The organism is Fibrobacter sp. (genome assembly GCA_012523595.1).
Taxonomy (GTDB): Bacteria; Fibrobacterota; Chitinivibrionia; order Chitinivibrionales; family Chitinispirillaceae; genus JAAYIG01.
The window spans coordinates 1-26,012 of sequence record JAAYIG010000129.1 but is presented as its reverse complement, the minus strand read 5'-3'; the positions used below and the strand labels follow the sequence as shown (position 1 = coordinate 26,012).

The 26,012-nt window shown below is 41.6% G+C and carries 21 protein-coding genes and 1 tRNA gene; 8 read left to right on the top strand and 14 right to left on the bottom strand.

Translation table 11 applies throughout. From position 1 onward, the window contains the following. Positions 1 to 132: 132 nt before the first annotated feature. Genes yidD through rpmH form a run of 3 tightly spaced genes read right to left on the bottom strand, consistent with a single transcriptional unit; the run spans position 133 to position 877 of the window. The gene (yidD, locus tag GX089_08930; GenBank protein NLP02604.1) at positions 133 to 360 is read right to left on the bottom strand and encodes a membrane protein insertion efficiency factor YidD; all 228 of its coding nucleotides are present in this window, start codon (positions 358 to 360) and stop codon (positions 133 to 135) included. Beyond that, entirely contained in the window at positions 348 to 713 is a 366-nt protein-coding gene (gene rnpA / locus GX089_08925) for a ribonuclease P protein component (protein NLP02603.1), read from the bottom strand. Before rnpA ends, yidD begins: the two co-directional genes overlap by 13 nt. Before the next feature lie 17 nt (positions 714 to 730). Beyond that, entirely contained in the window at positions 731 to 877 is a 147-nt protein-coding gene (gene rpmH / locus GX089_08920) for a 50S ribosomal protein L34 (GenBank protein ID NLP02602.1), read from the bottom strand. 127 nt (positions 878 to 1,004) lie between these two features. Here rpmH and dnaA point away from each other — a divergent pair, with 127 nt between their 5' ends. The 8 genes from dnaA (at position 1,005) to gyrA (ending at position 11,871) form a co-directional block, all read left to right on the top strand. Next, complete coding sequence (gene dnaA / locus GX089_08915) at positions 1,005 to 2,336, top strand: chromosomal replication initiator protein DnaA (protein ID NLP02601.1); 1,332 nt, start codon at positions 1,005 to 1,007, stop codon at positions 2,334 to 2,336. A 234-nt stretch (positions 2,337 to 2,570) separates the two neighbouring features. Beyond that, positions 2,571 to 3,710, top strand: coding sequence for a DNA polymerase III subunit beta (gene dnaN / locus GX089_08910; protein NLP02600.1), 1,140 nt, complete (start codon positions 2,571 to 2,573; stop codon positions 3,708 to 3,710). Positions 3,711 to 4,415: 705 nt separating this feature from the next. Next, positions 4,416 to 5,063 carry a hypothetical protein gene (locus tag GX089_08905; protein ID NLP02599.1) on the top strand — a complete coding sequence of 216 codons (648 nt, stop codon included), beginning with the start codon at positions 4,416 to 4,418 and terminating at the stop codon, positions 5,061 to 5,063. A 66-nt stretch (positions 5,064 to 5,129) separates the two neighbouring features. Further along, a complete protein-coding gene (gene recF, locus GX089_08900) occupies positions 5,130 to 6,224 on the top strand; it encodes a DNA replication and repair protein RecF (GenBank protein ID NLP02598.1) in 1,095 nt (364 codons plus the stop codon). Beyond that, complete coding sequence (locus GX089_08895; protein ID NLP02597.1) at positions 6,221 to 6,514, top strand: DUF721 domain-containing protein; 294 nt, start codon at positions 6,221 to 6,223, stop codon at positions 6,512 to 6,514. Before recF ends, GX089_08895 begins: the two co-directional genes overlap by 4 nt. A 36-nt stretch (positions 6,515 to 6,550) precedes the next feature. Next, entirely contained in the window at positions 6,551 to 8,470 is a 1,920-nt protein-coding gene (gyrB, locus tag GX089_08890; GenBank protein ID NLP02596.1) for a DNA topoisomerase (ATP-hydrolyzing) subunit B, read from the top strand. Further along, positions 8,470 to 9,270: a 5'/3'-nucleotidase SurE gene (gene surE / locus GX089_08885; GenBank protein NLP02595.1), complete on the top strand. Its 801-nt coding sequence runs from the start codon at positions 8,470 to 8,472 to the stop codon at positions 9,268 to 9,270. The genes gyrB and surE overlap by 1 nt, the downstream gene beginning before the upstream one ends. Before the next feature lie 6 nt (positions 9,271 to 9,276). Further along, a complete protein-coding gene (gyrA, locus tag GX089_08880) occupies positions 9,277 to 11,871 on the top strand; it encodes a DNA gyrase subunit A (GenBank protein NLP02594.1) in 2,595 nt (864 codons plus the stop codon). 56 nt (positions 11,872 to 11,927) lie between these two features. On the opposite strand, the gene GX089_08875 is transcribed toward gyrA, so the two are convergent. The 11 genes from GX089_08875 to GX089_08825 all read right to left on the bottom strand — a co-directional run. Then, entirely contained in the window at positions 11,928 to 14,405 is a 2,478-nt protein-coding gene (locus GX089_08875) for a hypothetical protein (protein NLP02593.1), read from the bottom strand. Next, a complete protein-coding gene (locus GX089_08870; protein ID NLP02592.1) occupies positions 14,405 to 15,649 on the bottom strand; it encodes a nucleotide sugar dehydrogenase in 1,245 nt (414 codons plus the stop codon). Before GX089_08870 ends, GX089_08875 begins: the two co-directional genes overlap by 1 nt. Positions 15,650 to 15,808: 159 nt before the next feature. Then, the gene (locus tag GX089_08865; GenBank protein NLP02591.1) at positions 15,809 to 16,756 is read right to left on the bottom strand and encodes an NAD-dependent epimerase; all 948 of its coding nucleotides are present in this window, start codon (positions 16,754 to 16,756) and stop codon (positions 15,809 to 15,811) included. After that, entirely contained in the window at positions 16,753 to 17,448 is a 696-nt protein-coding gene (gene ftsE / locus GX089_08860) for a cell division ATP-binding protein FtsE (protein NLP02590.1), read from the bottom strand. The genes GX089_08865 and ftsE overlap by 4 nt, the downstream gene beginning before the upstream one ends. After that, positions 17,445 to 18,218 (bottom strand): class I SAM-dependent methyltransferase, encoded by a 774-nt coding sequence (locus tag GX089_08855; GenBank protein ID NLP02589.1) that lies wholly within the window; start codon positions 18,216 to 18,218, stop codon positions 17,445 to 17,447. Before GX089_08855 ends, ftsE begins: the two co-directional genes overlap by 4 nt. A gap of 12 nt (positions 18,219 to 18,230) precedes the next feature. Beyond that, positions 18,231 to 19,517, bottom strand: a complete 1,287-nt coding sequence (locus tag GX089_08850) for a hypothetical protein (protein ID NLP02588.1) — start codon at positions 19,515 to 19,517, stop codon at positions 18,231 to 18,233. A 10-nt stretch (positions 19,518 to 19,527) separates the two neighbouring features. After that, entirely contained in the window at positions 19,528 to 20,385 is an 858-nt protein-coding gene (locus GX089_08845) for a hypothetical protein (protein NLP02587.1), read from the bottom strand. A 117-nt stretch (positions 20,386 to 20,502) separates the two neighbouring features. Next, positions 20,503 to 23,955: a transcription-repair coupling factor gene (gene mfd / locus GX089_08840; GenBank protein NLP02586.1), complete on the bottom strand. Its 3,453-nt coding sequence runs from the start codon at positions 23,953 to 23,955 to the stop codon at positions 20,503 to 20,505. A gap of 46 nt (positions 23,956 to 24,001) precedes the next feature. Next, positions 24,002 to 24,073: transfer RNA gene (locus GX089_08835), tRNA-Lys, on the bottom strand. A 452-nt stretch (positions 24,074 to 24,525) separates the two neighbouring features. Then, positions 24,526 to 25,239, bottom strand: coding sequence for a class I SAM-dependent methyltransferase (locus GX089_08830; GenBank protein ID NLP02585.1), 714 nt, complete (start codon positions 25,237 to 25,239; stop codon positions 24,526 to 24,528). A gap of 606 nt (positions 25,240 to 25,845) precedes the next feature. Further along, positions 25,846 to 26,012: hypothetical protein (locus tag GX089_08825; protein NLP02584.1), on the bottom strand; the 167-nt coding region annotated here is incomplete at its 5' end.

Genomic DNA, 26,012 nt, shown 5'->3' with positions numbered 1-26,012 from the left:
GCTTTTTCCCTTTTCAGTAGGAACGGGTTTTCTTCCTGTTACTTCATTAAAAAACTTATTATACTGTGGACTGGTGAAAAACATAACCACGAGCATAATCAGAATAAAAGCGATCAATGAATTCTTATTCAATTACCTTCTCTCCTCTATTGGATCATATCCGCCTCTGCTTAATGGATTGCAGCGGCACAATCTCCAGATAATTAAAAAAGCAGCTTTAAAAATATTGTAATTTTGTAGAGCCATCTCTGCATATTCAGAGCAGGTAGGCCTGAATTTACAAGAACCATCAGGTATACAGAACAGTGTTTTAAAAAACCTTTTTCCGTATCTCAATGTGATTATTTCTATTTTTTTGATATATTTTGCCATAATTCAAGACATTTTTCTATTTCTTTATTTTCTTTATTTTTTATTCCAGGACGGGGCCGGATGAGGACATCGTAGAATGGTGGGCTTTTTCTTATTTTTTTTCTGAATAACTCTCTGAATACTCTTTTTATTTTGTTCCTTTCAACCGCATTTCCTGTTTTTTTTGATACAATTATGGCTATCCTATCATTTTTTTCTTTTCTGTTTTGATAATAGATACAATATCCGGAACACTCCCACCTCTTTCCGTTAAGAAGTATCCGTGATATTTCGCTCTTTTTTCTTATTCTATCTTTTCTACGGAAAAGATATCTTGATTGGTCACCTCTTTTTTCTAACATAGAGGTGTTGTTTTTTTTTAGAGGGAATCAGATACTGTCAGCCTTTTTCTTCCTTTACTTCTTCTGCTACTCAGTACTTTTCTTCCGTTAGCTGTTTCCATTCTTGATCGGAAACCGTGTTTGTTAGCTCTTTTTCTGTTTGATGGCTGGTATGTCCTCTTCATTTCTTTCTCCTTTAAGAATAATTTTATAAAAATGCTTTTCGTGACCTATTTTTGTCAAATCTTTTTCAATTTAGCCTTAATTAAAATCTTTCTTCTCTTTTTTTTCACATTTATTAATTTTACTACCATGCATACGACATTATGGCAGGATGTTCTCTCTACAATTTCCCGTTCTATAGATCCAAACCGTTTTGAAACCTGGTTTAGACCATTAACACTGAATCATGGTAATGATCCGTTTTGTATTTCCCTTTCTGCTCCAAATCAGTATATAGCAGATTTTATAGAACAAAATTATAAATCTCTTATTCTTTCAACTGCAAGTCAGATCTCCTCTGATATAAAAAATATCTCATTCTCAGTAAAAAGCACTCCTCTTCGCGATAATGAGGTTCAAACTTCTCATATTCAACATGAATTAAAAGATTCTGGTTCATATCCACAACTAAATAAAAGATTCACGCTCGATAAATTTGTAGTTGGTCCAAATAATCAGTTTGCAAGAAGTGCTGCTCTTGCGGTATCCGAATCTCCTGGAAAAACAAAGTTTAACCCTTTGCTCATTTACGGAGGTGTTGGATTGGGAAAGACCCATCTGCTCCAATCCATCGGAAACTATGTCTTAAATTCTTCTCCGGATCTTATTGTTACCTACATTACCTCAGAAGAGTTTTATCTTAATTTCATCGATGCTATTAAGAACAACAACACAAAGAGATTTACAGCAAAATTTCGTTCTTCTGATCTTCTATTGATGGATGATGTTCAGTTTTTTGCAGGAAAAGAGAGCACTCAGGAGGAGTTTTTCTACATTTTTAATACTCTTTACCAGAATGGTAAGCAGATTGTCCTGACTTCAGATCTTCCTCCCTCTTCTCTAAAAGGACTTCAGGATCGCCTTATTTCACGTTTTCAGTGGGGACTCAGTGTTGATATTCAACCACCAGATCTTGAGACACGTGTTGCTATTCTTAAAAAGAAGGCTGAAGAGGACAATTTGAGTATACCACAGGACATTCTATATTATATTGCTGAGAATGTCTCTTCTAATATAAGGGAACTTGAAGGTGTAGTGATTCGCCTTCTGGCTTATGCTTCAATAACAAAATCTGACATAACTCTGGATCTTGTTAAAAGCGTATTAAAGGAAACAACCAAACCAGAACAGACAAAACTATCAATAGATAAGGTAATAGATAAAGTCGCTGAATATTATAAAGTACCTGTGAACAATATCAGGGAAAAAAACAGAAGAAAAGAGGTTGCTCATTGTCGCCAGGTGGCAATGTATATCTCAAAAATGGTTACTAACAATTCATTAAAGACCATTGGCTTGAATTTCGGCGGCAGAGATCACAGTACAGTTATCCATGCTGTTCAGCAAATAGAAGCACTTAAAAACAAAGACCCTTCTATTGCCAGGGATATTGAATACATAATATCCTCTTTGAATTGTTGATACTTATTCTGTTTCTATTTTGTGGATAACATGTATAAATTAAACAATTAATGGGTTATCGTCATATTTTTTATTTTTAAAAATGTTTAATCAACATTTAAATTGTCAGTATAATCAAGGAGTTACTTATTTTCTAGTACTTATCAACACTTCTATATACTTATACTATTTTTATTAATTCATATTTTATTAGATATTTTAATGTGTAGATAAATAAAATTTTCGGGAGTCTTTATGGCTATCTCAATTCAAAAAAAAGATCTTTATGATTTAATGCTGAAGGCTTTTCCAATTATCCCTGCAAAAAGTTCTCTTCAGATTCTTTCAAATTTCAAACTGACCTATACAGGTTTTCATCTTGAAATATCAGCAACTGATCTTGATCATTCATTAAAGGTAGCGGGTACTGCGACTGGAGAAGGGCCTTTTGATGTGACTGTGAATGCCAGAAAAGCTTTTGAGATAGTAAGAGAGCTTCCAGATGGCAATATATCACTGGATATAGATGAAAATGTTCTTTCAATAAATTGTGAAAGTGGTTTTTCCTGTAAGATAGCAGGAGCTGACTCAAGAGATTTTCCGGGTTTTCCGGAGATAGCATCATCAAATGAGTTTGAGATTACAGCACAGGTTCTCAAAGATATGATATCAAAGAGCAGCTTTGCTGTTGCAAAAGATGAATCGAGGGCTTGTCTTTGCGGAGTTCTCTGGGAAATAGAGGCAGACAAGACTGGAATGGTTGCAACAGACGGGCACAGGCTGGGTAGTACTTTTTTAAATGTGCCTCTTAATGTTCCAAATCCAATGAAAGGCATAATATCACCAAAAAGCCTTCTCAGCCTGATAAAGATTATGGATGGAAAATCGCCTGATGAGAAGATAAAGGTGAATTTAGGTGAAAAATATGTGTTATTTTCCACCCAATCGATGGTTTTGTGTTCAAAACTGATTGAAGGTACTTATCCGGATTATACAAAGGTAATACCAAGGGTAAATCCGAAAAAGGCGGTAATTGAGAGAGCGGTTCTTCAAAATGCAGTAAGGAGAGTATCTGTTTTATCAAACCAGAAGACGCATCTTGTAAAGTTTACTTTTACAAAAGATAACCTGGAGATTGTAGTATTAAATAAAGATATAGGCGGAGAGGCAAGGGAAATAATACCTGTGGAGTATGGTGATGACAGCCATACCATAGGGTTTAACGGGCAGTACATGTCTGAGATTCTTGATATAATGAAATCTCCAAAAATAAGAATAGAGATGAATACTCAGATAAGTGCTTGCCTTATGTTTCCTGTGAAAGATGGAGATGAAAAAGACACAAGTGATGATCTTTTTCTGATCATGCCTCTGAGGATAATGGATGAAGGATGATCAGTTAGTAATGACAGATTATTAAATTTTTATAAATTGTTAATCCGGGCTTCCGGATAGTGAAAAAGATCTTGTTAACTCTGAATTATTTTGTGTAAAGCATAGATAATTCAGATATAGAATGGGTATCAGCATCTCAAGATTTCTTCCGGACAGCATAAAGACCCATCAGTCGGTATATTCCGGATGAGGGAATATTTCATGTCAGTGAGGGTTTCCTTTTCAGGAATATTCCTGATTTTTTCAGTCCTTCCCTTGTACAGCAATCCATTTGAATCCGAGTTCAATTTTTACGGATTACCCTATCTGATTTTTACAAATCCTGCTTTGCTTTCCACACAGGAGGGGAATCCTTCTGGAGTTCAATTTTATTACAATACTTTAGAAAAAGAATTTGGGTTTAAGGGCGCTTCTATTTTATCGTTTAAAGATAATTCTTTTTCTCTTGGGTATGCTAAGGGAACAGACCCCAGGCACAGGGTATACAGTGCCTATTCTTATCGTTACAGGATTTTTCACTTTGGATCCTCATATTCGGTATCTTTTTTTCCTGATTATCCCTCATTAACGGTTGATTTCGGTGCAGCGGTCAATATATCAGGGAGGTTTATATCTCTAACAGGAAATAACCTGATAGGAACAGATTCGATCTTATCCAGGTTTAACAGAAAAGTCTCATTATCTGCATGTGGTGTTTTTCCTTTTTTGAATTTTCTGGGATTTGATTGTGCTTACTATATGAATTTTTTCGATGAGAAGGAAAAGGTACCATTTCACGGGGGAAGATTAGCGTTATCTGGAAAAGGTTCGACTTTTTTTCCTGTTCAAATGTCCCTGGGAATAGATGTTTACAGTGATAAAGACAGAATTATTCGTGAGAAAGTCAATGGATCACTTGGTTTATTAATAAAAATCGGAGAGATGGGAGCAGGAATATTTTCCGGAGCCCATTATGATTTAAGCAACAGGGATAAGGGCTTTTACGGTAGTGTTTATTTCAATCCCACACTTTTTTATGACAGGACCCCTCCTGTGATCGATCTGGAAATCTATAGCAGTGAGGAACAGAAAGAAAATAAAGGGGTTTATTTAAAGATAAGTTGTCAAGAGAAGGGAGAGAGTTCGGGGATAAAGAACTGGACAGTGGTTTTCAGCACACTTCCCTCGAAAGAGGGGACGATATTAAAGACTTTTTCAGGAGGAAATCTTCCACCATCTACCTTATACTGGGATAGAAATGACATTTCAGGCAGGTTTCCGGATAAGGAGAAGTGCTATGTAAGAATGGTGGTATACGACAGAAACAACAATGTTTCAGTTACACCTTGGAAGGTTATAGATCCTGTTAAATGATTTGACAAAAGTATTAACTTTCAATAAATTAGTAAACAAAAGCCATTTCTGGCCGTATTAATATTAATGAATCTACAGTACCTTCAGTTATCCAATTTCCGTAATCACAGAGAGACGAATCTATCATTTCCCACCTCGGGAGCGATATTTGAGGGGATCAACGGATCCGGGAAGACCAATCTTCTGGAATCCATTTATCTGCTGTGTACGGGTCGTTCTCAGCGTGGTGCAAAAAGATCGGATATGATTACCTTTGATGCAGAGCACTCGTATATAGAAGGCAGTTTTGTTGATTCAGATGGAGGAGCCAGGACTGCCTCCATGGGATTCAGCAGGGATAAAAATCTGATCATGAGGTTAGATGGAAATCAAGTGCAATCTTTTTCAGACTGGTTTGGGCACAGGCCGATTGTTTCTTTTGGGTCTGAAGATCTGATGCTTATAAGCGGTTCACCGGAACACAGGCGGCGTTTTCTTGATATAACAGGAAGTCAGGTTGATAATGGATATCTCAGGGCTCTTATCTCGTACCGTCACTGGTTATCCTGCAGGAACCGGATTTTAGGTGAAAAAATTGACATAATACAATGTGAGACATACGAGGAGAAGATGGCGGAAACGGGTGCCGAGATTTTTATCAGAAGGAAAGAAATAATAAATGAAATATCCTGTCATTTTTCCGGTTTTTATGAGGAAATAAGTGGAAAGCAGGAGAAAGCGGAATTGTGTTACGAACCTGGTATTAAGTGCGATTCTGTTAGTAAAAACGAGTGGAAAAATGTATTTTATAATATGCTTTCTGAACACAGGAGGAAGGACATCCAAACCGGCTTTACCACGATAGGTCCACACAGGGATGACATATGTTTCCTGATAGAAAATAAACCCGCAAAAAAATTTGGATCACAAGGTCAATGTCGGTCAATTGTGCTGGCTCTCAAGCTGAGTTCAGTCAATTGCGTGGAGAAATTCCGAAAAGAGAGGATGATCTTTCTGATAGATGACGCCTTATCTGAACTGGATTCAATTCGCACATCCATGGTTTTTCCTCTTGTGGAGAAGAGAGGTCAGGTTTTTATAGCGGCACCCCGGATAAATGTACCGGTAAGCAGTGATTTTCTCAGGTGTATAGTATCAGAAGGAAAAGTCATGGTGTCATGAAGGCTTGGAATTATCCTGAGAAACTGGGTTCTATTCTCGAGAACATTCTTTCTGAGCGCGGGTATCATACTATTTGTAAAGAATACGAAGTGGTATCGAGATGGAAAGAGATAGTTGGAGAGAGGATTTCGAATGTAACTGAGTGCAGCCGTGTTGAGGACGGGATTTTATATGTGAATGTATCAACTGCGCCCTGGAGGCAGGAGATTGTATTTCTTAAGCGGGAGATATTGAAGCAGATAAAGAAAGTTACGGGGTGTGACACAATAAGAGACATAAAATTCGGGTAAAGATTTTTCAGATAAATATTACGGTTTGGAGCCAGTATGAGTGAACAGAAGTATACTGCTGATAGTATAAAGACGCTTAAGGGTCTTGATGCGGTACGTAAGAGGCCTGCGATGTACATTGGGAGCACCGGTTCTACGGGATTGCATCATCTGGTCTACGAGGTTGTAGATAACTCCATAGATGAAGCTTTGGCAGGGTACTGTAACAGAATAGAGGTGATTATTCACGCAGACAATTCAATTTCTGTTCTGGATAACGGCAGGGGAATACCGATTGATTACCATACAGAGGAGAAAATGTCTGCATTACAACTGGTGCTGACCACTCTTCATGCGGGCGGGAAATTTGACAATTCATCATACAAGGTATCTGGCGGGCTTCACGGTGTAGGAGTATCCTGTGTTAATGCGTTATCATCATGGATGAAGGTTGAAGTTTACAGAGACAACATGGTTTATTTCATGGAGTTTCATCGTGGAATTCCATTGGAAGAGATAAAGGTGGTCGGGACGACCGATCGTCAGGGAACGAGAGTGACATTCAAGCCCGACGATGAGATATTTGAAACGACGGAGTACAGCTACGATATATTGTCAAAGCGTTTGAGAGAGCTTGCTTTTTTAAACAAGGGTGTATGTATTGTTCTCAGTGATGAACGTCCGGAAGGGAAGAAACATGAGTTTTGTTATCCCGGAGGTCTTGGGTCATTTATAACCTATCTTGACGAAAACAAGACAACACTGCATCCGGATCCGATCTGCTTTTTTCAAGTCAGGGGTGGTGTAGAGATAGAGATTGCGATGCAGTACAATGATTCTTATACCGAGAATATTTTTTCATTTGCAAATAACATTAATACCATTGATGGCGGAACTCATCTTTCCGGATTTAAAAAAGGATTGACCAGGGCCATAAACACCTATGTAACGAACAATAATCTTCTCAAGAACAACAAGGTTGAGTTGAAGGGAGAGGATCTCAGGGAGGGACTGACCGCGGTTATAAGCGTTAAGCTTCCCAACCCCCAGTTTGAGGGTCAGACCAAAGGTAAGCTGGGAAATTCTGATATCATGGGTATAGTTGAGGCATCTGTAGGTGAGATGCTGGGGACATTTCTCGAAGAAAATCCGCAGATAGCCAGGAAAGTTATTGATAAATGTGTAAATGCTGCGATAGCTCGTGAGGCTGCCCGAAAGGCTCGTCAGTTGGCCCGCAGGAAAACGATCATGGATGGAGGGGGATTACCCGGTAAGCTGGCTGATTGCCAGGAACGGGACCCGTCCAGATGTGAGATATTCATTGTTGAGGGAGACAGTGCGGGCGGGAGCGCGAAAATGGGTCGTGACAGGTCTTTTCAAGCGATACTACCGCTGAAGGGTAAAATTTTAAATGTAGAAAAAGCGCGCCTGGATAAGGTTATATCTCACGATGAGATACAGATAATTGTACAGGCTCTTGGCACGGGATTTGGGAGCAGTGAGGATGAGGATGGTTTCAATTTATCCAAGCTCCGCTATAACAAGATAATTATAATGACCGATGCAGATGTTGATGGATCGCATATAAGGACACTTCTTCTTACATTTCTTTTCAGACATATGCCAGGTCTGATAGAGAATGGAAATGTATATATCGCTCAGCCGCCTCTATACAAAATCAAATCCGGTAAGGATGAGATATACGCGTATAATGATGAGGAAAAAGAACAGGTTCTGGCTGAGTGGAAAGAAAAGAAAAATGTAGTGATTCAAAGATACAAAGGTCTTGGAGAGATGAACCCGGAGCAGCTTGCTGACACCACAATGAATCCTGAAACAAGAAAGCTTCTTCAGGTAAAACTGGAGGATGTGGTTGAAGCGGACCGCATATTTACCATGCTTATGGGTGAGGAAGTAGAACCCAGACGTCGATTCATTGAAGAGAACGCATCCAAAGTTAAGAATCTGGATATATAATGAATGGAAAACGTACATTATTATTGACAAATGATGACGGATATGCAAACTTCGGAATAAGACTTCTGTTCGATGTTTTGTCGGAGGAGTATAACGTAGTAGTTGTGGCTCCAGACAGAGAGCGCAGCGGAGTTGGGCACGCATTCACGTTTAATGCACCTCTTCATTATGAAAAAATGGAATCTGACCCGATGCGCGGGTACATGGTAACCGGGACACCTGCCGACTGTGTGAAATTCGCAGTAAGTTATCTTCTTCCTCAGCGTCCCGATGTAGTAGTTGCCGGTCTGAATATGGGTGAAAACTCCGGACTTTCCGCATTTTATTCCGGAACTGTTGCTGCGGCCCGTGAAGGGGCTTTCTGGAATATTCCCAGCTTCGCGTTCTCCTTGTGCAAAGTAAGTGAGGAAAGTGCCAGGGAATACGCAGATATGATTCCCAGTATAATAAGACGAGTAATAAGCTCCGAAAACAGGACCTTGCCTGAGGACGCCAAGGTTTTTTACAATATCAATTTCCCTCCCTGTCAGGTATCCGAAGTAAAAGGTACGATTGTTACCTGGCAGAGTATGGCTTTCTTTGATGACAGGTATGAGAGAGTTGAAGTTGAGAGCCATCACAGTGGTGAGGGTTTCATGATTTATGGAGAGAAAAAGGACATAGAAGTTTCCGATGCTTACGATTCACGGGCATTGATGAACAATCATATTACAATTACACCGCTTAGCTTCGATGCAACCGCGCACAGTGCAATACCCCACCTCCGCTGGCTCGAAGATGAAGACTTTACAAAGAGGTAATTTCCGATGAGTGATGCAGGTAACAGAATAAGTTCCGTCTTTATTGAAGACGAGATGCAGAAGTCGTATCTTGACTACTCAATGAGCATGATAACATCACGTGCGCTTCCTGATGTACGTGATGGATTGAAGCCGGTACACAGAAGAGTGCTTTTCGGTATGCAGGAACTGGGGCTTCATCACAACAAACCTCCCAAGAAGTGTGCCCGTGTGGTTGGAGATGTAATCGGTAAATATCATCCTCACGGTGATGCTGCTGTATATGATTCTCTAGTGAGAATGGCTCAGGATTTTTCTCTTCGCTACCGGATGGTGAACGGTCAGGGTAATTTCGGATCGATAGACGGAGATCCACCTGCGGCAATGAGGTATACAGAGTGTAGAATGACCGCTTTGGCTGAAGAGATGCTTGCAGATCTCGAAAAAGAGACAGTTGGCTTTGTTCCCAACTACGATGATTCTCTTAAGGAACCATCAGTCCTGCCTTCTAAATTACCATTCCTTCTTGTAAATGGTACAACCGGAATTGCTGTTGGAATGGCAACAAATATGGCTCCTCATAACCTGAGTGAAGTTGTTGATGCCATTGTGAAGGTTGTGGATGATGAATCGATTTCAATAGAAGATCTGTTCAAGATAATTCCAGGTCCTGACTTCCCTACTGGAGGGATTATCTATGGCAGAAGCGGAATACTGGAAGCATACAGAACCGGTAAAGGCAAGGTAATAATCAGAGCCAGGGCGGAAGTTGTAAAGACGCAAAATGATCGTGAAGAGATTGTGATCACAGAGATTCCATACATGGTGAATAAGGCATCACTACTGGAGAAGATTGCCGACCTGGTCCGTCAGAAGACAATAGAGGGGATTTCGTTTATCCGGGATGAGTCGGACCGCAATGGAATGCGGATAGTGATAGGCATAAAGAAAGATGATTTCGGTGATGTTGTTCTCAATCAGCTTTACAAATATACCATGATGCAGACAACATTCGGAATAATCAATCTTGCACTGGTAGATCTGCAGCCGCGATTACTGAATCTCAAAGAGCTGATCAGCCATTTCATAAATCATCGTCATGAAATTGTTGTCAGGAGAACAAGCTACGAGCTTAAAAAAGCTCAAGAGCGTGCACATATTCTTGAAGGACTCAGAATAGCCCTGGATCATATAGACGAAATTGTGGCATTGATCAAGGGATCGAGTTCTCCGGAAGATGCGCAGATAAAGCTTCAGGATCGCTTTGCTCTGAGTGAGATACAGGCCAAGGCAATTCTTGATATGAAGCTGCAGCGTCTCACTGGCCTTGAGCGGGATAAAATCGAGTCCGAGTACCAGGAGCTGCTTATACTGATAAGTAAATTAACCGCTATTCTGGAAAGCAGAGAGCAGCGGATGCAGATAATAAAGGATGAGTTAATAGATCTGAAAACCCGTTATGGTGATCCTCGTCGGACCGAAATTGTGGATGCAACAGGCGATGTGGAAATTGAGGACCTGATTGCGGAAGAGGACATGGTGATCACCATGACACATGACGGGTATATAAAGAGGACAGCTGTAAATACATACAGATCTCAGGGCCGAGGCGGCAAGGGTGTAAAGGGGATGGATTCCAAGGAAAACGATTTCATCAATACACTGTTTATCGCCTCGACACACGCATACATTCTTTTCTTTACGAATACAGGAAGATGCTACTGGTTGAAAGTGTACAGGATCCCGGAAACTGCCCGTCAGTCCCGGGGAAAACCAATTGTGAACCTGATTGATCTCAAGCCAGAAGAGAAGATAGCGGCTTTTGTGCCGGTACGGGAATTTGATAACAACCATTTCATTGTTACAGCTACCGAGCAGGGGGTAATCAATAAACAACCCTTGTCGGCTTACTCCAATGTCCGTCGTGATGGTATCAACTCTATCAACCTCGATGAAGGTGACCGTGTTATTGAATGTAAACTGACGACCGGTAATGATGATATCATTCTTGCTACCAGTTCCGGACAGGCGGTGAGATTTCATGAAAGCGCGGCCAGGGAGCTGGGACGAAACACCCGTGGAGTCAAAGGTATTACTCTTAGAGGTGGAGATAAGGTTGTAGGGATGATAATTGTGGATGAAAGCTATGATGTGCTGACAGTAACAGAAAATGGGTATGGAAAACGGACACCTGTTTCTGAATACCGTAAAACCAATCGTGGCGGATCGGGTATTATAAATATCAAGGTTACAGAGAAGAACGGCAATGTGGTGGCGCTAAAAGGGGTAAAAGATGGATCAGACCTCATGCTGATAACAAGGAACGGAATTATAATCCGTGTAGATGTTGATAAGGTGTCAACAATTGGCCGTAACACTCAGGGAGTGAAATTGATCAGCCTTGACGAGGATGACAGTGTAATCGATGTGGCGCTCTGTGACCGTGAAACAGATGATGATTCTGAGGGCGGTCAAACAGAATCCATTCCAGAGGCAATACCCGAAGGAATAATGGAAGAAGAGGCAGAGGACAGCTTCAAGGTTCCGGAAGAAGAATCAGGGTCTGAAGATGAGGGCCAGGATTCTGAGGGTCAGGCCGGCACTGATACGAGCAAAGAATAGAAAATCTTTAAGGTACAGGGCAGGGTACAGATTAGGGAAAGGCCCGGATCTGTACCTTAGTCTCTTAACTTTGAAATTGTCAGCAGAAGCGTAGCTAAAGTAGCTAAGATTGTTGAGATTTTGAAAACTGCATCGGCAGTGTCCACAAAACGCTTGTGAGGATTTGAGTATTTGATTTTATAAGGAACTACTACCGCATCACCTGGCTGCAACCTGTAGTGTTTAACATTTGATATCTTGTTAGTTATAACGCTTCCATTGGCTTTGATAATGTAAACATTGTTTTTATCTGCGTTATCATTCATCCCACCTGCAATTTCGATATAGTGAGATGCCTTAAAATCTTTATTCTCATATTTAAAGGTTGCGGGGTTAAAGACCTCACCAATGACTGAAACGGTGTTTAGATTTCTGGGGACAAAGAGGTCATCACCATCCTCGAGAACGAAATTGGAGTAAGAGCTTTCATTTTGCAGATCAACGACCACTCTTCCCATTGCAGATGTACTATCAAGCATTCTTTTCAGAACCATTTGACGATTGAGCACATTCCAGGCCTCCGTAGAGTTATCAGCCGCAAGGGTAGCTGATTGCTTGAGTATATCCATTTCCATCTGTCTGCCGTATTCCTCCATACGGCGTATTTCCATTTCTTTAACGGATTTTCTGGTAAAAACAGCAGCACTTAAATAAGCATCATCCTTGAATCCACCAGCACGCTTGATAAGATCACCAAGAGTTTCACCGTCAAAAAGCACGTAAGTTCCAGGATAGGCTATCTGGCCTCTGAGGGTAACTTTTCTTTCAGGGGTCCATCCGGTTTTATTTCTGATATAGATTCTATCGGTTCGTTGCAGGACAATGTTGTGTTGAGGATCATCTTTCATGGCACATTCTACACAGAAATCGAATTTCTGAATATCGATTTGTTCTCCCCAGTTCAAATTGCGTCTGTAAATTTCGCCTTTCAGAGGACTGGCTTCATCCTTTAGTCCTCCTGCCTGAAGGATAAGGTCACGGACGTTCATATTACTGAGCAGCTTATATTTTCCGGGATTGGTTATAGCGCCATCGATATATACGGAGCGATCAGGTTCGAAAAAATCCTTATGATAGATTACAATCTGATCACGTTCCATGAGCTGCAAGTCATCACTACTACCCGGATTTTCGAGGACATTTTGGAGGTTGAAAGCGACAATTTTATTCAGAAAAGAGGGCTCTTCCTGGCGGAGCACGACGGCATATTCGAAATAGGTTTCCGGCAATAATGAATTGTAATCTTTGATAAGATCGCTGATTCGCATTCCGTTTTTAAACTCATATTTTCCGGGGCGGAGTACATTTCCGTTGAGATAGACAGTGTTTTTATCCTTTAGCAGAATGGGAAAGATTTTTACAATATCGCCGTCCAGAATAGAAAAGTCAGGAAGCTTTTCTCCGACAGAGTCGATATCCAGAACAGTTTTATACTGGTTTTCCGTAAAGCGTTCGACCTGAAGCTTATTGCTCCAGGCTGCGGGAGTGATTCCTCCTGCCAGCTCGACCAATTGAGCAAGTGTTGTTTCTCCACTTAGTTCATAGAGAGCACTTCTTCTTACATTTCCTGCCACAGCAGCCATATTTTTAACAATCGGTACAAGGATGACATCACCGGATTGTAAACGCAGACCGGTTTTGTCATTTCCTGAGAGCAGAAATTCATAGAAATCGATCTTTGAGACAAGTTTTCCATTACGTTTCAATTGAACATTTCTCAATGAGCCGTTCTTTGTGGGACCACCGGCGGCAAAAAGGGCATTGGTGACATTTGATAGAGCGCTTATGGTATAAAAACCAGGAGACATCACTTCCCCTACTATATAAACCCCAATAGTTCGGAGTTCTCCCATTGAGACAGATACGCTGACACCCTCGATCTTCTCAACTTTATCCTGAATGTTTTTCTTCATTGCTCCAAAAGATAGACCTACCACAGATACAGGGCCGATTCTTGGAATTACAATTTTTCCGTCTCTGCCGACTTTAAGGCGGTATTCCTCATTAATTCTCCCCCAGAGATTGACAATAATTTCATCACTGACGTTGATAGGGTAATCTGCAGGAACAGATGCGAAATCGGTAGGTGCGAAAGTAGAAGGTTTGGATTTTTCGAATATATCATATCCAAAGATTTTCAAGGAAGAGATAATACTGTCGGGATTAATATCTTCAGCTCTGAGCAGTTTTTCGTAGATTGAGTAGTTTTCTAATTGCTGTTTTCCTAACAGAGATGAATCAAGGTTGGAAGAATCGGTAGTATCGGAGCTATTAACTAGACCGGGAATTTTTAAAGAATGAGAAGAGAGAGCTCCCGGTCCATAAAGCTCATGAATGATGCGACTTTGATCACCAGAGGGTGCTCTCTGATTTTTAAGCTGCTGCTGAATTTGATTCATCAGTGCAGGATCGACCTGTTGTGCACTGATTCCGGAAAGTGAGAGAATGAAACAGCCAAAAAGAAAAAACAACTTTGAACGGAAAAGAGAAAACATCAGCCAATTGCCTCTTTAATGTCGTAAAAGATTCCATTATCAATTAGAAAAGCCCGGAGACCTGATGGTCCCAGATTTATGAATAAATTATGTTTTACAGCCAGGATAACAGCTTCATAGAAATGCTTAGAGGGATCCGGATTTAAATTAATTCCATATTCCTCATGAACTTCTGAGGGGTCGGCAACAGGATCCCAAACATCAACGTTAAGGCCGAAATCTTTCAGCTCATTAACAATGTCAATTACTTTTGAGTTTCGGATATCGGGTACATTTTCCTTGAATGTCATACCCAGAATAAGAACATAACCACCCATTATGTTAAGTTTTTGATGTATCAGCTTTTTTATAAGTTCTCTGGCGAAGTATCTACCCATTGCATCATTGATTCGTCGTCCAGCCATAATAATCTGAGGGTGGTGGCCGATTTCCTCGGCTTTAAAAGCCAAATAATAAGGATCGACGCCGATACAGTGTCCGCCAACCAGCCCGGGCTCAAAGGGAAGGAAATTCCATTTAGATGAAGCAGCTTTCAGTACATCATGAGTGGAAATACCCATTTTATCGAAAATTATTCTCAGTTCATTCATCAGGGCAATGTTAATATCGCGCTGGGTATTTTCAATGACTTTAGCTGCTTCTGCCACTTTAATGCTTCTGGCGCGATGAATACCGGCTTTTACCGCTGTGCCATAAACGTGAGCAACTTTTTCCAGTGTCTCTGCAGTATCCCCGGAGACAACCTTTGTTATAGTAGCAAAAGTGTGTTTTTTATCACCAGGATTGATTCTTTCAGGAGAGTACCCCACAAAGAAATCTTTTTTCCATTTCATACCGGAAAATTTTTCCAGAACAGGTACACATTCATCTTCGGTAACCCCGGGGTATACGGTAGATTCGTAAACGACAATTGCTCCTCTTTTAAGGTTGGTACCGACAGTTTCAGAGGAACGGTAAAGCGGAGTGAGATCAGGATTTTTGTGTTTATCAATAGGTGTAGGGACAGCCACGATAATGAAATCGGCTTTGCTTATAACCGAAGGATCTGAGGAGAACTGCATAGACGAATTTCTCAAATCCTCATCGGAGACTTCTTTATTGGGGTCGGTTCCGCTTTTAAGTATCTCAATACGGGAATTATTTATGTCAAAGCCATAGACATTAAAATACTTTGATAATTCTACTGCCAGTGGTAAACCGACATATCCTAATCCAACGACACAAATTTCAGGTTTATACATCATATCCTCCTGATTTTACGGTTTATTTTCTGTGAAATCAACAGACGGATTTCAAACGGAAAAGAGGCCGCAAAAATAATACCAGGATAGAGAGATAAATGAATTACAGGTTATTTATTAAAATACAACAAGTTACAAAGAAAAATCGAGAAGTTGTGTAAATCAAACCCTGTAATATTCTCTGTACCATCTGATAAACTCAGCGATTCCCTTATCGATGTTGGTTTTAGGTTTATATCCCAGAGACCTGATTTTCTGTATATCTGCTTTAGTTGCCGGGACATCTCCCGGCTGCATTGGAAGAAACTCTCTTTTGGCCTTTTTGCCCAATTGCAGTTCAATTTGTTCAATGAAGTCAAGGAGGTTTTCTGCTCTGCTGTTTCCGATATTGTAAATTTCATTGGGTCTGGGGTTATCAAGAACCCTTATTACCCCATCTACAATGTCATCTATATATGTGAAATTTCGCATCATTTTTCCGTTATTGAATATCTGAATCGGTTTTTCTTCAAGGATGGCTTTAGTGAAAAGAAACAAAGCCATATCAGGCCGTCCCCAGGGCCCGTATACGGTGAAAAAGCGCAGACCGGAACAGGGTATGCCGTAAAGATGACTGTAGCAGTAGGCAGTGAGTTCGTTTGAGCGCTTTGTTGCCGCATAAAGAGAGATGGGTTGATCGACAGGGTCGGTTTCGGAAAAAGGCAGCTTGGTATTTTTTCCGTAAACAGAGGAGGAGGAAGCATAAACGAAATTTTTAACAGTGAAATGTCTTGAAAGTTCCAGAATATTGAGAAATCCCTCATTGTTGGATTTTTGATATGCAAAGGGATGAGTGAGGGAGTAACGGACTCCGGCCTGGGCAGCGAGATGACAGATCAGATCAGGTTTATACTCACTGAAGATCTCCTTTAAACCGGAATAATCACAGATATCAAGTTTGTGAAAGTGGAAATTGGGAAACTTTTGGAGGATTGAAAGTCTTGCTTCTTTAAGAGCAGGATCATAGTATTGGTTAATGTTGTCGATACCAATTATCTCTTTTCCCTCTGACAAGAGTCTTCTGCTGAGATTGAATCCGATGAATCCGGCGGATCCGGTGATCAAAATCATAAATTTCCTCCAAAAAATTTTGGTTTTACGGATGCATCACCGCCTTTTATCAGAGACCCTCTTGAGAGAATGAGCTGGCGGTAGTGATAGGGTTTGATGAGTTGGAGATCGTGGGTAGCCATAATTACGGTAGTTCCCCAACTGTTGATAGTCTGAAGGAGTTTAAAGATGTCCTGAGATACGGCTTCATCAAGATTACCCGTAGGCTCATCAGCAAGCAGAACCCATGGATCGTTTACGATTGCCCTGGCGATAGAAACCCGTTGCTGCTCGCCGCCGGAGAGTTGATTGGGATAATTAAAACATTTATGACTTAAACCGGTAAGAGCAAGTACTTCAAATACTTTTCTTTTTATATCCCTCTCTCTTTTTCCGATTGCCCGCAAAGCGAAGGCTACATTTTCGAAAACGTTTCTGTCGTTGAGAAGTCTGAAATCCTGAAACACGATTCCCAGTTTTCTTCTGAGATAAGGCAGATCCCTGTTGCGGATATATTTAGAATCGAAGCTACAGGTGAAGACCTGACCGGAAGATGGCAGTTCTTCCATGTAAATGTGCTTGAGAAGTGTAGTTTTTCCGGCACCGCTGGCACCAGTCAGAAAAACGAACTCAGCTTTGTCGATAAAAAATGAAACGTCGTTTAAAGCCTCGTACTCATCGTATTTTTTTGTTACATGTGAGAACTGGATCATGATGACCCCGTTTTCTTCAAGAGGAAGTGAATTCTTTCTGACCTGATGGAGTATTTCCGTTCGGTAAAACCATCCCAGATTCCCAGGATTTTAAACTGGTTTTCGGGGATATTTTTCTCAATGAGTCTGGGGGGCAGGATTTTTTGAACATGACGCTCTGACAATTTTTCATACAGAGGCGGATTTTTTCTGACCTTTTTGAAAATGGTAAAATCATTGAATTGAAGAGATTCGTTTTGCTCGAAATAGCTGTGCCTTACCAGGGAATAATCTTCGTATTCTTCAAAATCCAGATATTCGAAAAAGTGCCTTATTGAGTTTGTTTCTGTGGTAATATCGAAAAGAAAACATCCACCAGGAGAAAGAGATTGGTAAACCAGGTTGAAAAGAATTCTGTAGTCGTCTATAGATTGGAGGTAGTTAATTCCATCATAGAGGAAGATAATAAGGTCGAAGGTTTTTTTAAGTGGGACAGCCCTGCAATCTGCACAGAAAAACGGTAGATTTTTTAATCTGGCTTCTCTGCACATATTCGGGTTCAGATCAGAGCCCAAATATCTGTACCCATTTTTTATAAGCATTTTGCCAAGAGAGCCGGTACCCCCTCCAACTTCAAAGATTGACGGATTTTTCTTTTTGAGATACTTTTTAATAATTCTTTTAATCAGTTCCAGCCACTCATCATATTCGACATGGCTCATGACTCGATCATAGACCGGTGCCAGAGCGTGATAAGCAGGTGTCCCATCTGTTCCTCTTGTATTCTGCATCCAATAGACCAATCAGATACGAATGTCCACGAAGATTTTTTTTCTCCATTCGGAGACAAGATTGATGAGTTTTTTCTGGGCGAGTATATCCCTGGTTTTTTCGGCCAGGATCAGGTAATCATGTTCTAATGTCAATTTTCTGTTACTTGCTCTATCATCAACCCTGTAAATGGCATAAGAGTTATCCTCCTTGACAGGCATGGTAATAAAACCCGTCCCTGAAGTGTCGATAGCAGTTCGTACGGCAGCAGGCAGTTCCAATAACGGCATCCATCCCAGTTTTCCGTTCTGTGATTTGGAAGCGGGATCATCACTGAATTTTTTTACAGCAGCAATGAACTGCTCAGAAGATTTGCAGCTGGTGCGGATAGAATCGAGTTTGGAAGTAACAGAAAGGATTTGCTGCTCAGTAGGAGCGACCCGAATGAAGATCTGCCTGAGATGGACTTTCTGATCTCTTTTTCCAAGGACATTCAGGATATGAAAACCAAGCCTTGTTTCGAAAGGTTCACTTATCTGGCCTGCAGCCAGAGAGAAGGCCTTTTCTTCGAAGGTGAGTTCGTTGAGAGAGCCTTTACTAATAAAACCCAGATCTCCACCGTCAGCACCCTCAGGACTTTCCGAAAACTGTCTGGCCATTTCGGCGAAATCTGCACCATTATCAAGCCGCTGCTTGATAGATTTGATTTTTGTGAATGCGGCCTGTCGTACGGAGTCGCGGGGATTTACTTTCATGGAGATTTTTGACAGAAGAACACTCTCTCCAGCAGAAGGAAGACTGTCCTTGTATTGATTGTAAAACTGTTCCACGTCTTTTCTGTTTACCTTTATGGAATAAAGGTAAGCCTGATGGACTTTCTGTTTGAGGAGCTGCTCCCGGAGAGCTTTTCTGGCCTCTGATTTAAACTTTGCCAGTGTGATATTCTGTTCTCTGCGCAGGACAGCATCGAGACTGTCAAGGGTGAGGTTGTTCTGCTTAAGCAGCATTGAGATGTGATTATTGACAGCATTTTCGACTTCCTGATCGGTAACAGAAATAGTGCTGTCATTCTTGGCGTGGACCAGAAGCACTTTTCCATCAACAAGCTCATCAAGGAATTTTTTCCTGTAAGAATCCAGATCAACAGAATCTTTGTTCAATCCGAGGTTGCTAATACGCAGCAGACTGTATGCCTCGACTTCGGACTGAAGGATCACCTCATCTCCCACAACAGCCGCTATCCCATCCAAGCGTGTTTCGGCAGCGAGAACAGCATAAAGAGTTAATGAGAGCAAACCTGCTACGAAAGCTTTTGACATCTTTATTCTCCTATTTACCATTGATTACGGAATTTTCGGAAGGATTACCGCTGATCTGATCAAAATTAAACTCGACGGAATTTTTCAGGCGTAAATCAGATAACAGCTTTTCAATATTTTCTTTCTGAGCTTTTGAAGAAAGGAGGGTGACAATATCCTCCCAGGCTTCCTCGACTGTACATATCTCCCCTTTTTCCAGCTTCTCCTGAACCAGAATAACATGATATCCAAGCTCGGATTTAATCGGCCCGGATATATGCGGAGCTTTTCTGGTTTCTATGGCTTTTCGTAATTCCGGCTGTAAATCTTCGAGAGGTACATAGGCGCCCGAGTCTGAAAACGGAATTTTTGAATACTGTACAGCGAGAGAAGAAAAGTTACTTTCTGATGCTGAACGGGCGATAAATGTGGCTGTTTCCAGACTGTCAACAACGATTTCCAGATATTTGACAACATCACTTTCACGCAGCATTTCATTTTTGTTTTGTTCGTAAAATGCCCTGACATCATCAGGATCAATCCGGGATGAATGAGATGAGGTTTTTGAAATCATTTCTGCAGCCAGAAGATCTTTTTTCATCTTTTCCAGGCGATCCTTGATTTCCTTATCTTTGTCGAGTTTACATCTCAGCGCTTCTCTATAGAGCAATTCTGTGTCGATCCATTGTTTGACATAATTGACATTCTGTTCTCTTGTAATCTGATCGCTGTATTCAGGAGGTATACTTCTGTACAGGTCATCGACAGTAAGCACAGAATTTCCGACACGCGCCAGGACCGGGCTATTGTTCTTCTCCCGACACCCGCAGAAAGAGAGAGTACAAAGGACTACGGCCGGGTATATGTAATATTTTTTAATCTTTGTCATTCCTGCTCTGGTGATCCGGGTATGTTGATATCAGGATGGTTTTCCATACGAAGAAGGGCAGAAAACCCTGTGATAAAAATACATGATGCATTTCCGGAAATCCATTTAAGGAAATTATTACTGAGGCTGACATTCTCTGCTGACATTTTGTGAAATACGGCAGAGGATGTCAAGAGATTCCATAGCCTGTTCATATATTCGCTGTGCACTGAGGCGGGTATGCAGAGTGATAGGGGTGTCATACTGAACCTGGAACTCCCTGTCGCTGGATTGAAAAACGTTTTTGATATTTTCCCTGATCTGTTCCTGATCACCTTCAAAAGACAGCATAAGTTCGTTGTTTTTATTGATAGCGACCCTGGATAAACCAAGCTGGCGGGCCTGAAGTTTGATTTTCATCATAAGCATCAAAGCATCCACACTTCCGGGCAAAGCGCCAAAACGGTCACAAATGCCCTTTTCCACCTCTGCAAGATCCTGGAAGGAGGAGATAGAGGAGAGTTCCTGGTAAACAGCAATTCTAGTAGGCCCATCAGAGATATATTCAGTTGGAATATAGGCCTCCAATGGTATTTCAATTTTTACTTCCTGAGCTTTAACCTCTGGTTTTTCACCTTTCAGCTCCTTTACCGCATCCTGAAGGAGACGGCAGTAGAGTTCAAACCCGACAGCAGCAATAAATCCATGCTGACGAGTTCCCAGAATATTACCCGCACCCCTGATCTCCAGATCCCGCATGGCAATCTGAAACCCGGACCCAAGATCGGTGTACTGCTCCAGAGCACGCAGCCGTTTCAGTGAGTCTTCACTGATCTGTTTGAAGGGAGGAGTGAGAAAATATGCATAGGCTTGTTCAGAAGAGCGCCCTACCCTGCCCCTTAGCTGGTAGAGCTGCGAGAGTCCCAGGGTGTCGGCCCGGTTGACAATTATTGTATTAACGTTGGGGATGTCGAGTCCGTTTTCGATGATAACCGTTGACAGGAGGACATCAAAGCGCCCGGCGATGAACTCCTTCATGATCATCTCCAGCACTTTCTCATCCATTTGACCGTGAGCCGAGATTATCCTTGCCCTGGGGACAAGAGCCTCTATTTTATCCTGCAGAGCATCGAGATTTTTTATCCTGTTATTGACAAAATAAACCTGACCACCTCGCTCAAGCTCGTTTTCCACAGCAGACTTGACGAGCTCGTCATGGTACTCAGCAACCCTGGTTTCTATCGGAAGGCGGTTGCGTGGAGGAGTATTAATTATTGAAAGATCTCTGGCCCCGATCAGGGACATGTGTAAAGTCCTGGGGATGGGAGTCGCAGTCATTGAAAGAACATCGACTTTATATCTTAGCTGCTTTAGCTTCTCTTTGTGTTTTACTCCAAACCGCTGCTCCTCATCGATAATGAGCAGTCCAAGATTTTTGAACGCAACATCCTCAGAGAGAATCCTGTGAGTACCGATAACAATGTCTACCCCGCCATCATGCACTTTCTGGAGAACCGGTTTTTGTTCAGAGGGTTTCAGAAACCTGCTCAGCATTCCGATCTTGACCGGAAAATTAGACATCCGTTCACAGAAAGTAGCATAGTGTTGAGCTGCCAGTATAGTGGTTGGCGCAAGCACTGCAACCTGATATCCCGACATCACAGCCTTGAATGCCGCTCTCATGGCTACTTCGGTCTTTCCAAAACCAACATCACCACAGATAAGCCTGTCCATTGGCCTGGAAGATTCCATGTCCTCTTTTGACTCCTTTATGGCCCGCAACTGATCAGGAGTTTCCTCATAGATGAAAGTATCCTCGAATTCCTTCTGCCAGAGATTATCCGGCTGGAATTTTATCCCCTCAAGGAACTGACGTTTAGCATAGAGGTCAATCAGCTCCTGAGCCATTTCCTTTAAAGATTCACGTGTGCGGGTCTTCAGCCGTTCCCAGGCAGAGGTTCCAATTTTTGACAGTGAGGGGACAACCGTGTCTTTGCCGACATATTTCTGAACTTTATGGAAATCCTCTATTGGTACATAGACTTTAGCATTATCCGCATACATGAGAACCATACAATCACTCTGGCTCTCACCGGTTTTGATGCGCTCGATTCCGAGAAATCTGGCTATTCCGTGATCTTCATGAACAACATAGTCTTGAGGAGAAAGAGAGTCGAATCCGACGAGAGGAATGCCGGCTTTCTGTTTTTTAATGTGAACCGGCCTAACCGCACGGTTGAAGATCTGTGCCTCGGAATAAAGGAGAAACTTGTTCTGGAAATCGATAAATCCTCTGAGGAGAAATCCGGTGGAAAACTCAACAAAGGGGCAAGAGTCGGAAATCAACTCCTGCATTCTTTCTGCATGACCCAGATTCGGGCAGATCAGGATACAACGAAATCCTTTTTCGTCGTATGTTCTCAGATCAGCGGCAAGGGAATCGATCTCCTTTGGAAGCTGAGGCTGTTCATCGACAGAAACCTTGAATTTCACGGTATCTGCCGGGGTATCAAGTGTTTCCATGAAGATATTATCAAAACAATTCAGATCATCTGTTATTGAATTATCCTTGTGAAGAAGCTTATCCGGAGAGGAGATGAAAGGTAAAAAGATTTCCGGGACTCTCTCCAGGTGTCTGGCATAATTCTGACGTGATTCATCGAGGCGCCGCCCTACAGGTACCATGTCATTCCAGACAATAATGGTATCGTTTGATAAATAATCGAGAATTGAAGAGCAAGGCTGTTCAAACCAGTGTAAAAACCATTCGATTCCCTCCAGATCACCCACACTTTTCCACTGATGATCAAGCTTGTGAACTACCATGGATTCATTGTCAGACACCCTGCAATACTCTGCCATCCTTTCCAGAGCGGCCTCTATCTGGGAGTTACTGAAACAAAACTCCTTCATGGGAAAAATCTGAACCGATTTTTTTGACTCGACAGATTTCTGAGTAAAAACGTTGAACTCCCTGATCGTTTCGATCGTATCTCCCCAGAACTCGATTCTGATCGGGTTTTCACCAAGCAGAGGATATATATCAACAATGCCGCCCCTGATACTGAAAGTTCCAATATCAGCAACCTGGTTTTCCCGGTGGAATCCATTGTCAACCAACCATTCGGAAAGGGTGGAAATAGAGATCTCATCTCCAACCTGCAGGCGGATGATTTTGTTGAACAGGTTTTTTCTTGGCAGTATCTTCTGCATCAGGGTGGTATATGGAGCAACATATACTTTCCTTGCACCATCCAGCAGGCTTGAAAGAACACCGAACCGTGCCTCAACAGTGGGGCCGAAAGGTGATTTCATGTTGTACGGTACGGCATCCCTGGAAGGAAACAGTGCGACTGAATCATCGCCGAGGAAAGATTTACATTCGTCGGTAAAAGTTTCCGCTTTTTTGCTGCTGTCAACAAGTACCAGCAATGGACGCTGGGAACGGACCAGGAGATCGCTTATCAGGAAAGCATCGCTGGAACCGTTCAATCCGGAGAAGAGTGCATTACGGGGTTTTTCCCTGAGCCATTGAGAAATGCCGGGAAATGAATAGGAAGCCCATAGATTCTGAAAAGGTTCTATTTTCATTTATCTCTCAGTATTCAAAAGCGGGGATTCGGCAGGCAAGGGAAAATGAGCTAGGAAGGATTCGAACCTTCGACTCTCGCCTTAAAAGGGCGATACTCTACCACTGAGTTACTAGCCCGTTATCCAAAGGGGCAAAACAGTTTTGAAAAATAAATTACACGGTAACTCAAAGCAATAGAATTTGCCCTGAAATGCTTTTGTATGAATAATTAGTTCGATTTGAGGGGTGGTGGTATTGCGGGAATTTTACCCCGGAGATGAAATAAGGACTCAGAACCAGGGAACTTGTATCGTGGCGGATCGTTGGTTTGGGACTGAAACAAAAAAACCTAAAAAGTAAAAAGTTAGTCTGTCCCTTTTTTTACTTTTTAGCATTGAGAGCCTTTTTTTTGTGATTGGAACATCTAAAGAACATCTCACATAGAACAATAATTCACCTTTAATATGATTTTTTTGCATAATTTAAACATACAAGATGAATTAAGGACTTCTCACGTTACCTCAGAGATGAATTAATGAGATTTCCTTTGATCACTGTTTCACCTCGCAGGTGAATCCGGAACTGAGTGGTCAGGCGCTGGCGATGCATACCAGATGGTAAAGTTCTCTTATTATAGATTTAATTCTGTTACCAGAGGATATCGAGGTATTTGGTACATGGTAACCACATTCCGGGCAGGGAATCCAGGATGCTCTTCTGCATTTTTGTGCTACCAGCCATACGCTCCAGTCTGGAAACAGTACAGCAGAACGGCAAATCACTTTTTTAAATCCTGCCTTTTCAAGGAAAGCCCAAAGGGAGCTGCTGTTTAAAGAACGGACATGCTGGAAAGAATGAAATTGAGCACCACAGTTTCTGCAGAAGACAAAAGAATCCTTAAGATTTTCCTGGTTTGGGGTCGTGACAATGATGTATCCTCCTGAGGCCAGAATGCGTCTGCACTCAAGAAGCAGGTTATCAAGAACTGGCTGAAGCAGATGTTCGACAGTTTCGAGGAGAAATATTGTCTTAATGGAATTGTTTTCAAAAGGCAATGGCTTTCCGGCTTCGATTTGTTTGAAGCCCAGGAAGTTGTAATCACCTTTGAATCGTCCAATAACTATCTTTTCGGTATTATCTGATACATCAGCCCCGTAAGTTTGAATCCCCCGGGCCAGCAATAAAGAAGTGAGGTGACCAGATCCACAGCCCAGGTCGAGGACAGGAGCACAGATGGAAGCTTTTTTTGAAGTCCAGGAAAGAAGTGCTGCTCCCCGTTGTTTGCTGAAATGCCAATTTTGCATTCCAGGTGTATCTTCATAAGCATTCCAGAAGCGTACGATTTTTTCGGGTGTCCATTCAACCTCAAAGAAATTCATACGGTGAATTATACGATTTTGTGTGGTTGAGATACAAATATTGGAAGAGAAGCATATTCTTTTGTGTGGACGGGATTATCGGGTATTTAAGTTTAAATGGAAAATAAAGTATCGGTTGAGAGAGGAGATTTATGGATTGAATATAGGGGGGTTGGAACGGTGAGGTTCTTTTGGTTATCTCGGAGATGAATTATTGATTTAGTGATGAGTTTCTGGTTCGAGGATAAATCTCTATTTTACCTCAGAGGAGAATTAAAGACTTTATCTTTGATCCTTATTTTACCCCGGAGGTGCCCCGAGGACTCTCTATTTCATTGTTTCACCTCGCAGATGAATTATCAGACCTCAAATCTGAGACATCGCCATCCATTTTTTCCCAATTCCACAAATAAATCCCAAAATCTTCAGGCATGAACACAAACAATTCCTTGTTGTCATTCAGTTAGAGGTCAAAAATGGAAGGATTTAACAATAGAGGTGAACGGGCATTAACCAATACCGTCCTTTATTAATGTAGCAGAACAACGTAGCCTACGTGCAAACCATCTCTTTTAGAAATTCCAGTTCTTTGATCCTGCAACTCCGGGAGATCATCTTCGAAACCGCTGATCCACTTACCCCCAGATAAGTGCCCAGATTAATGCAGGAAAACCCAAAATGGTTGACTCCAACCAGTGCAAAGAGCTCTCTGGCAGTGG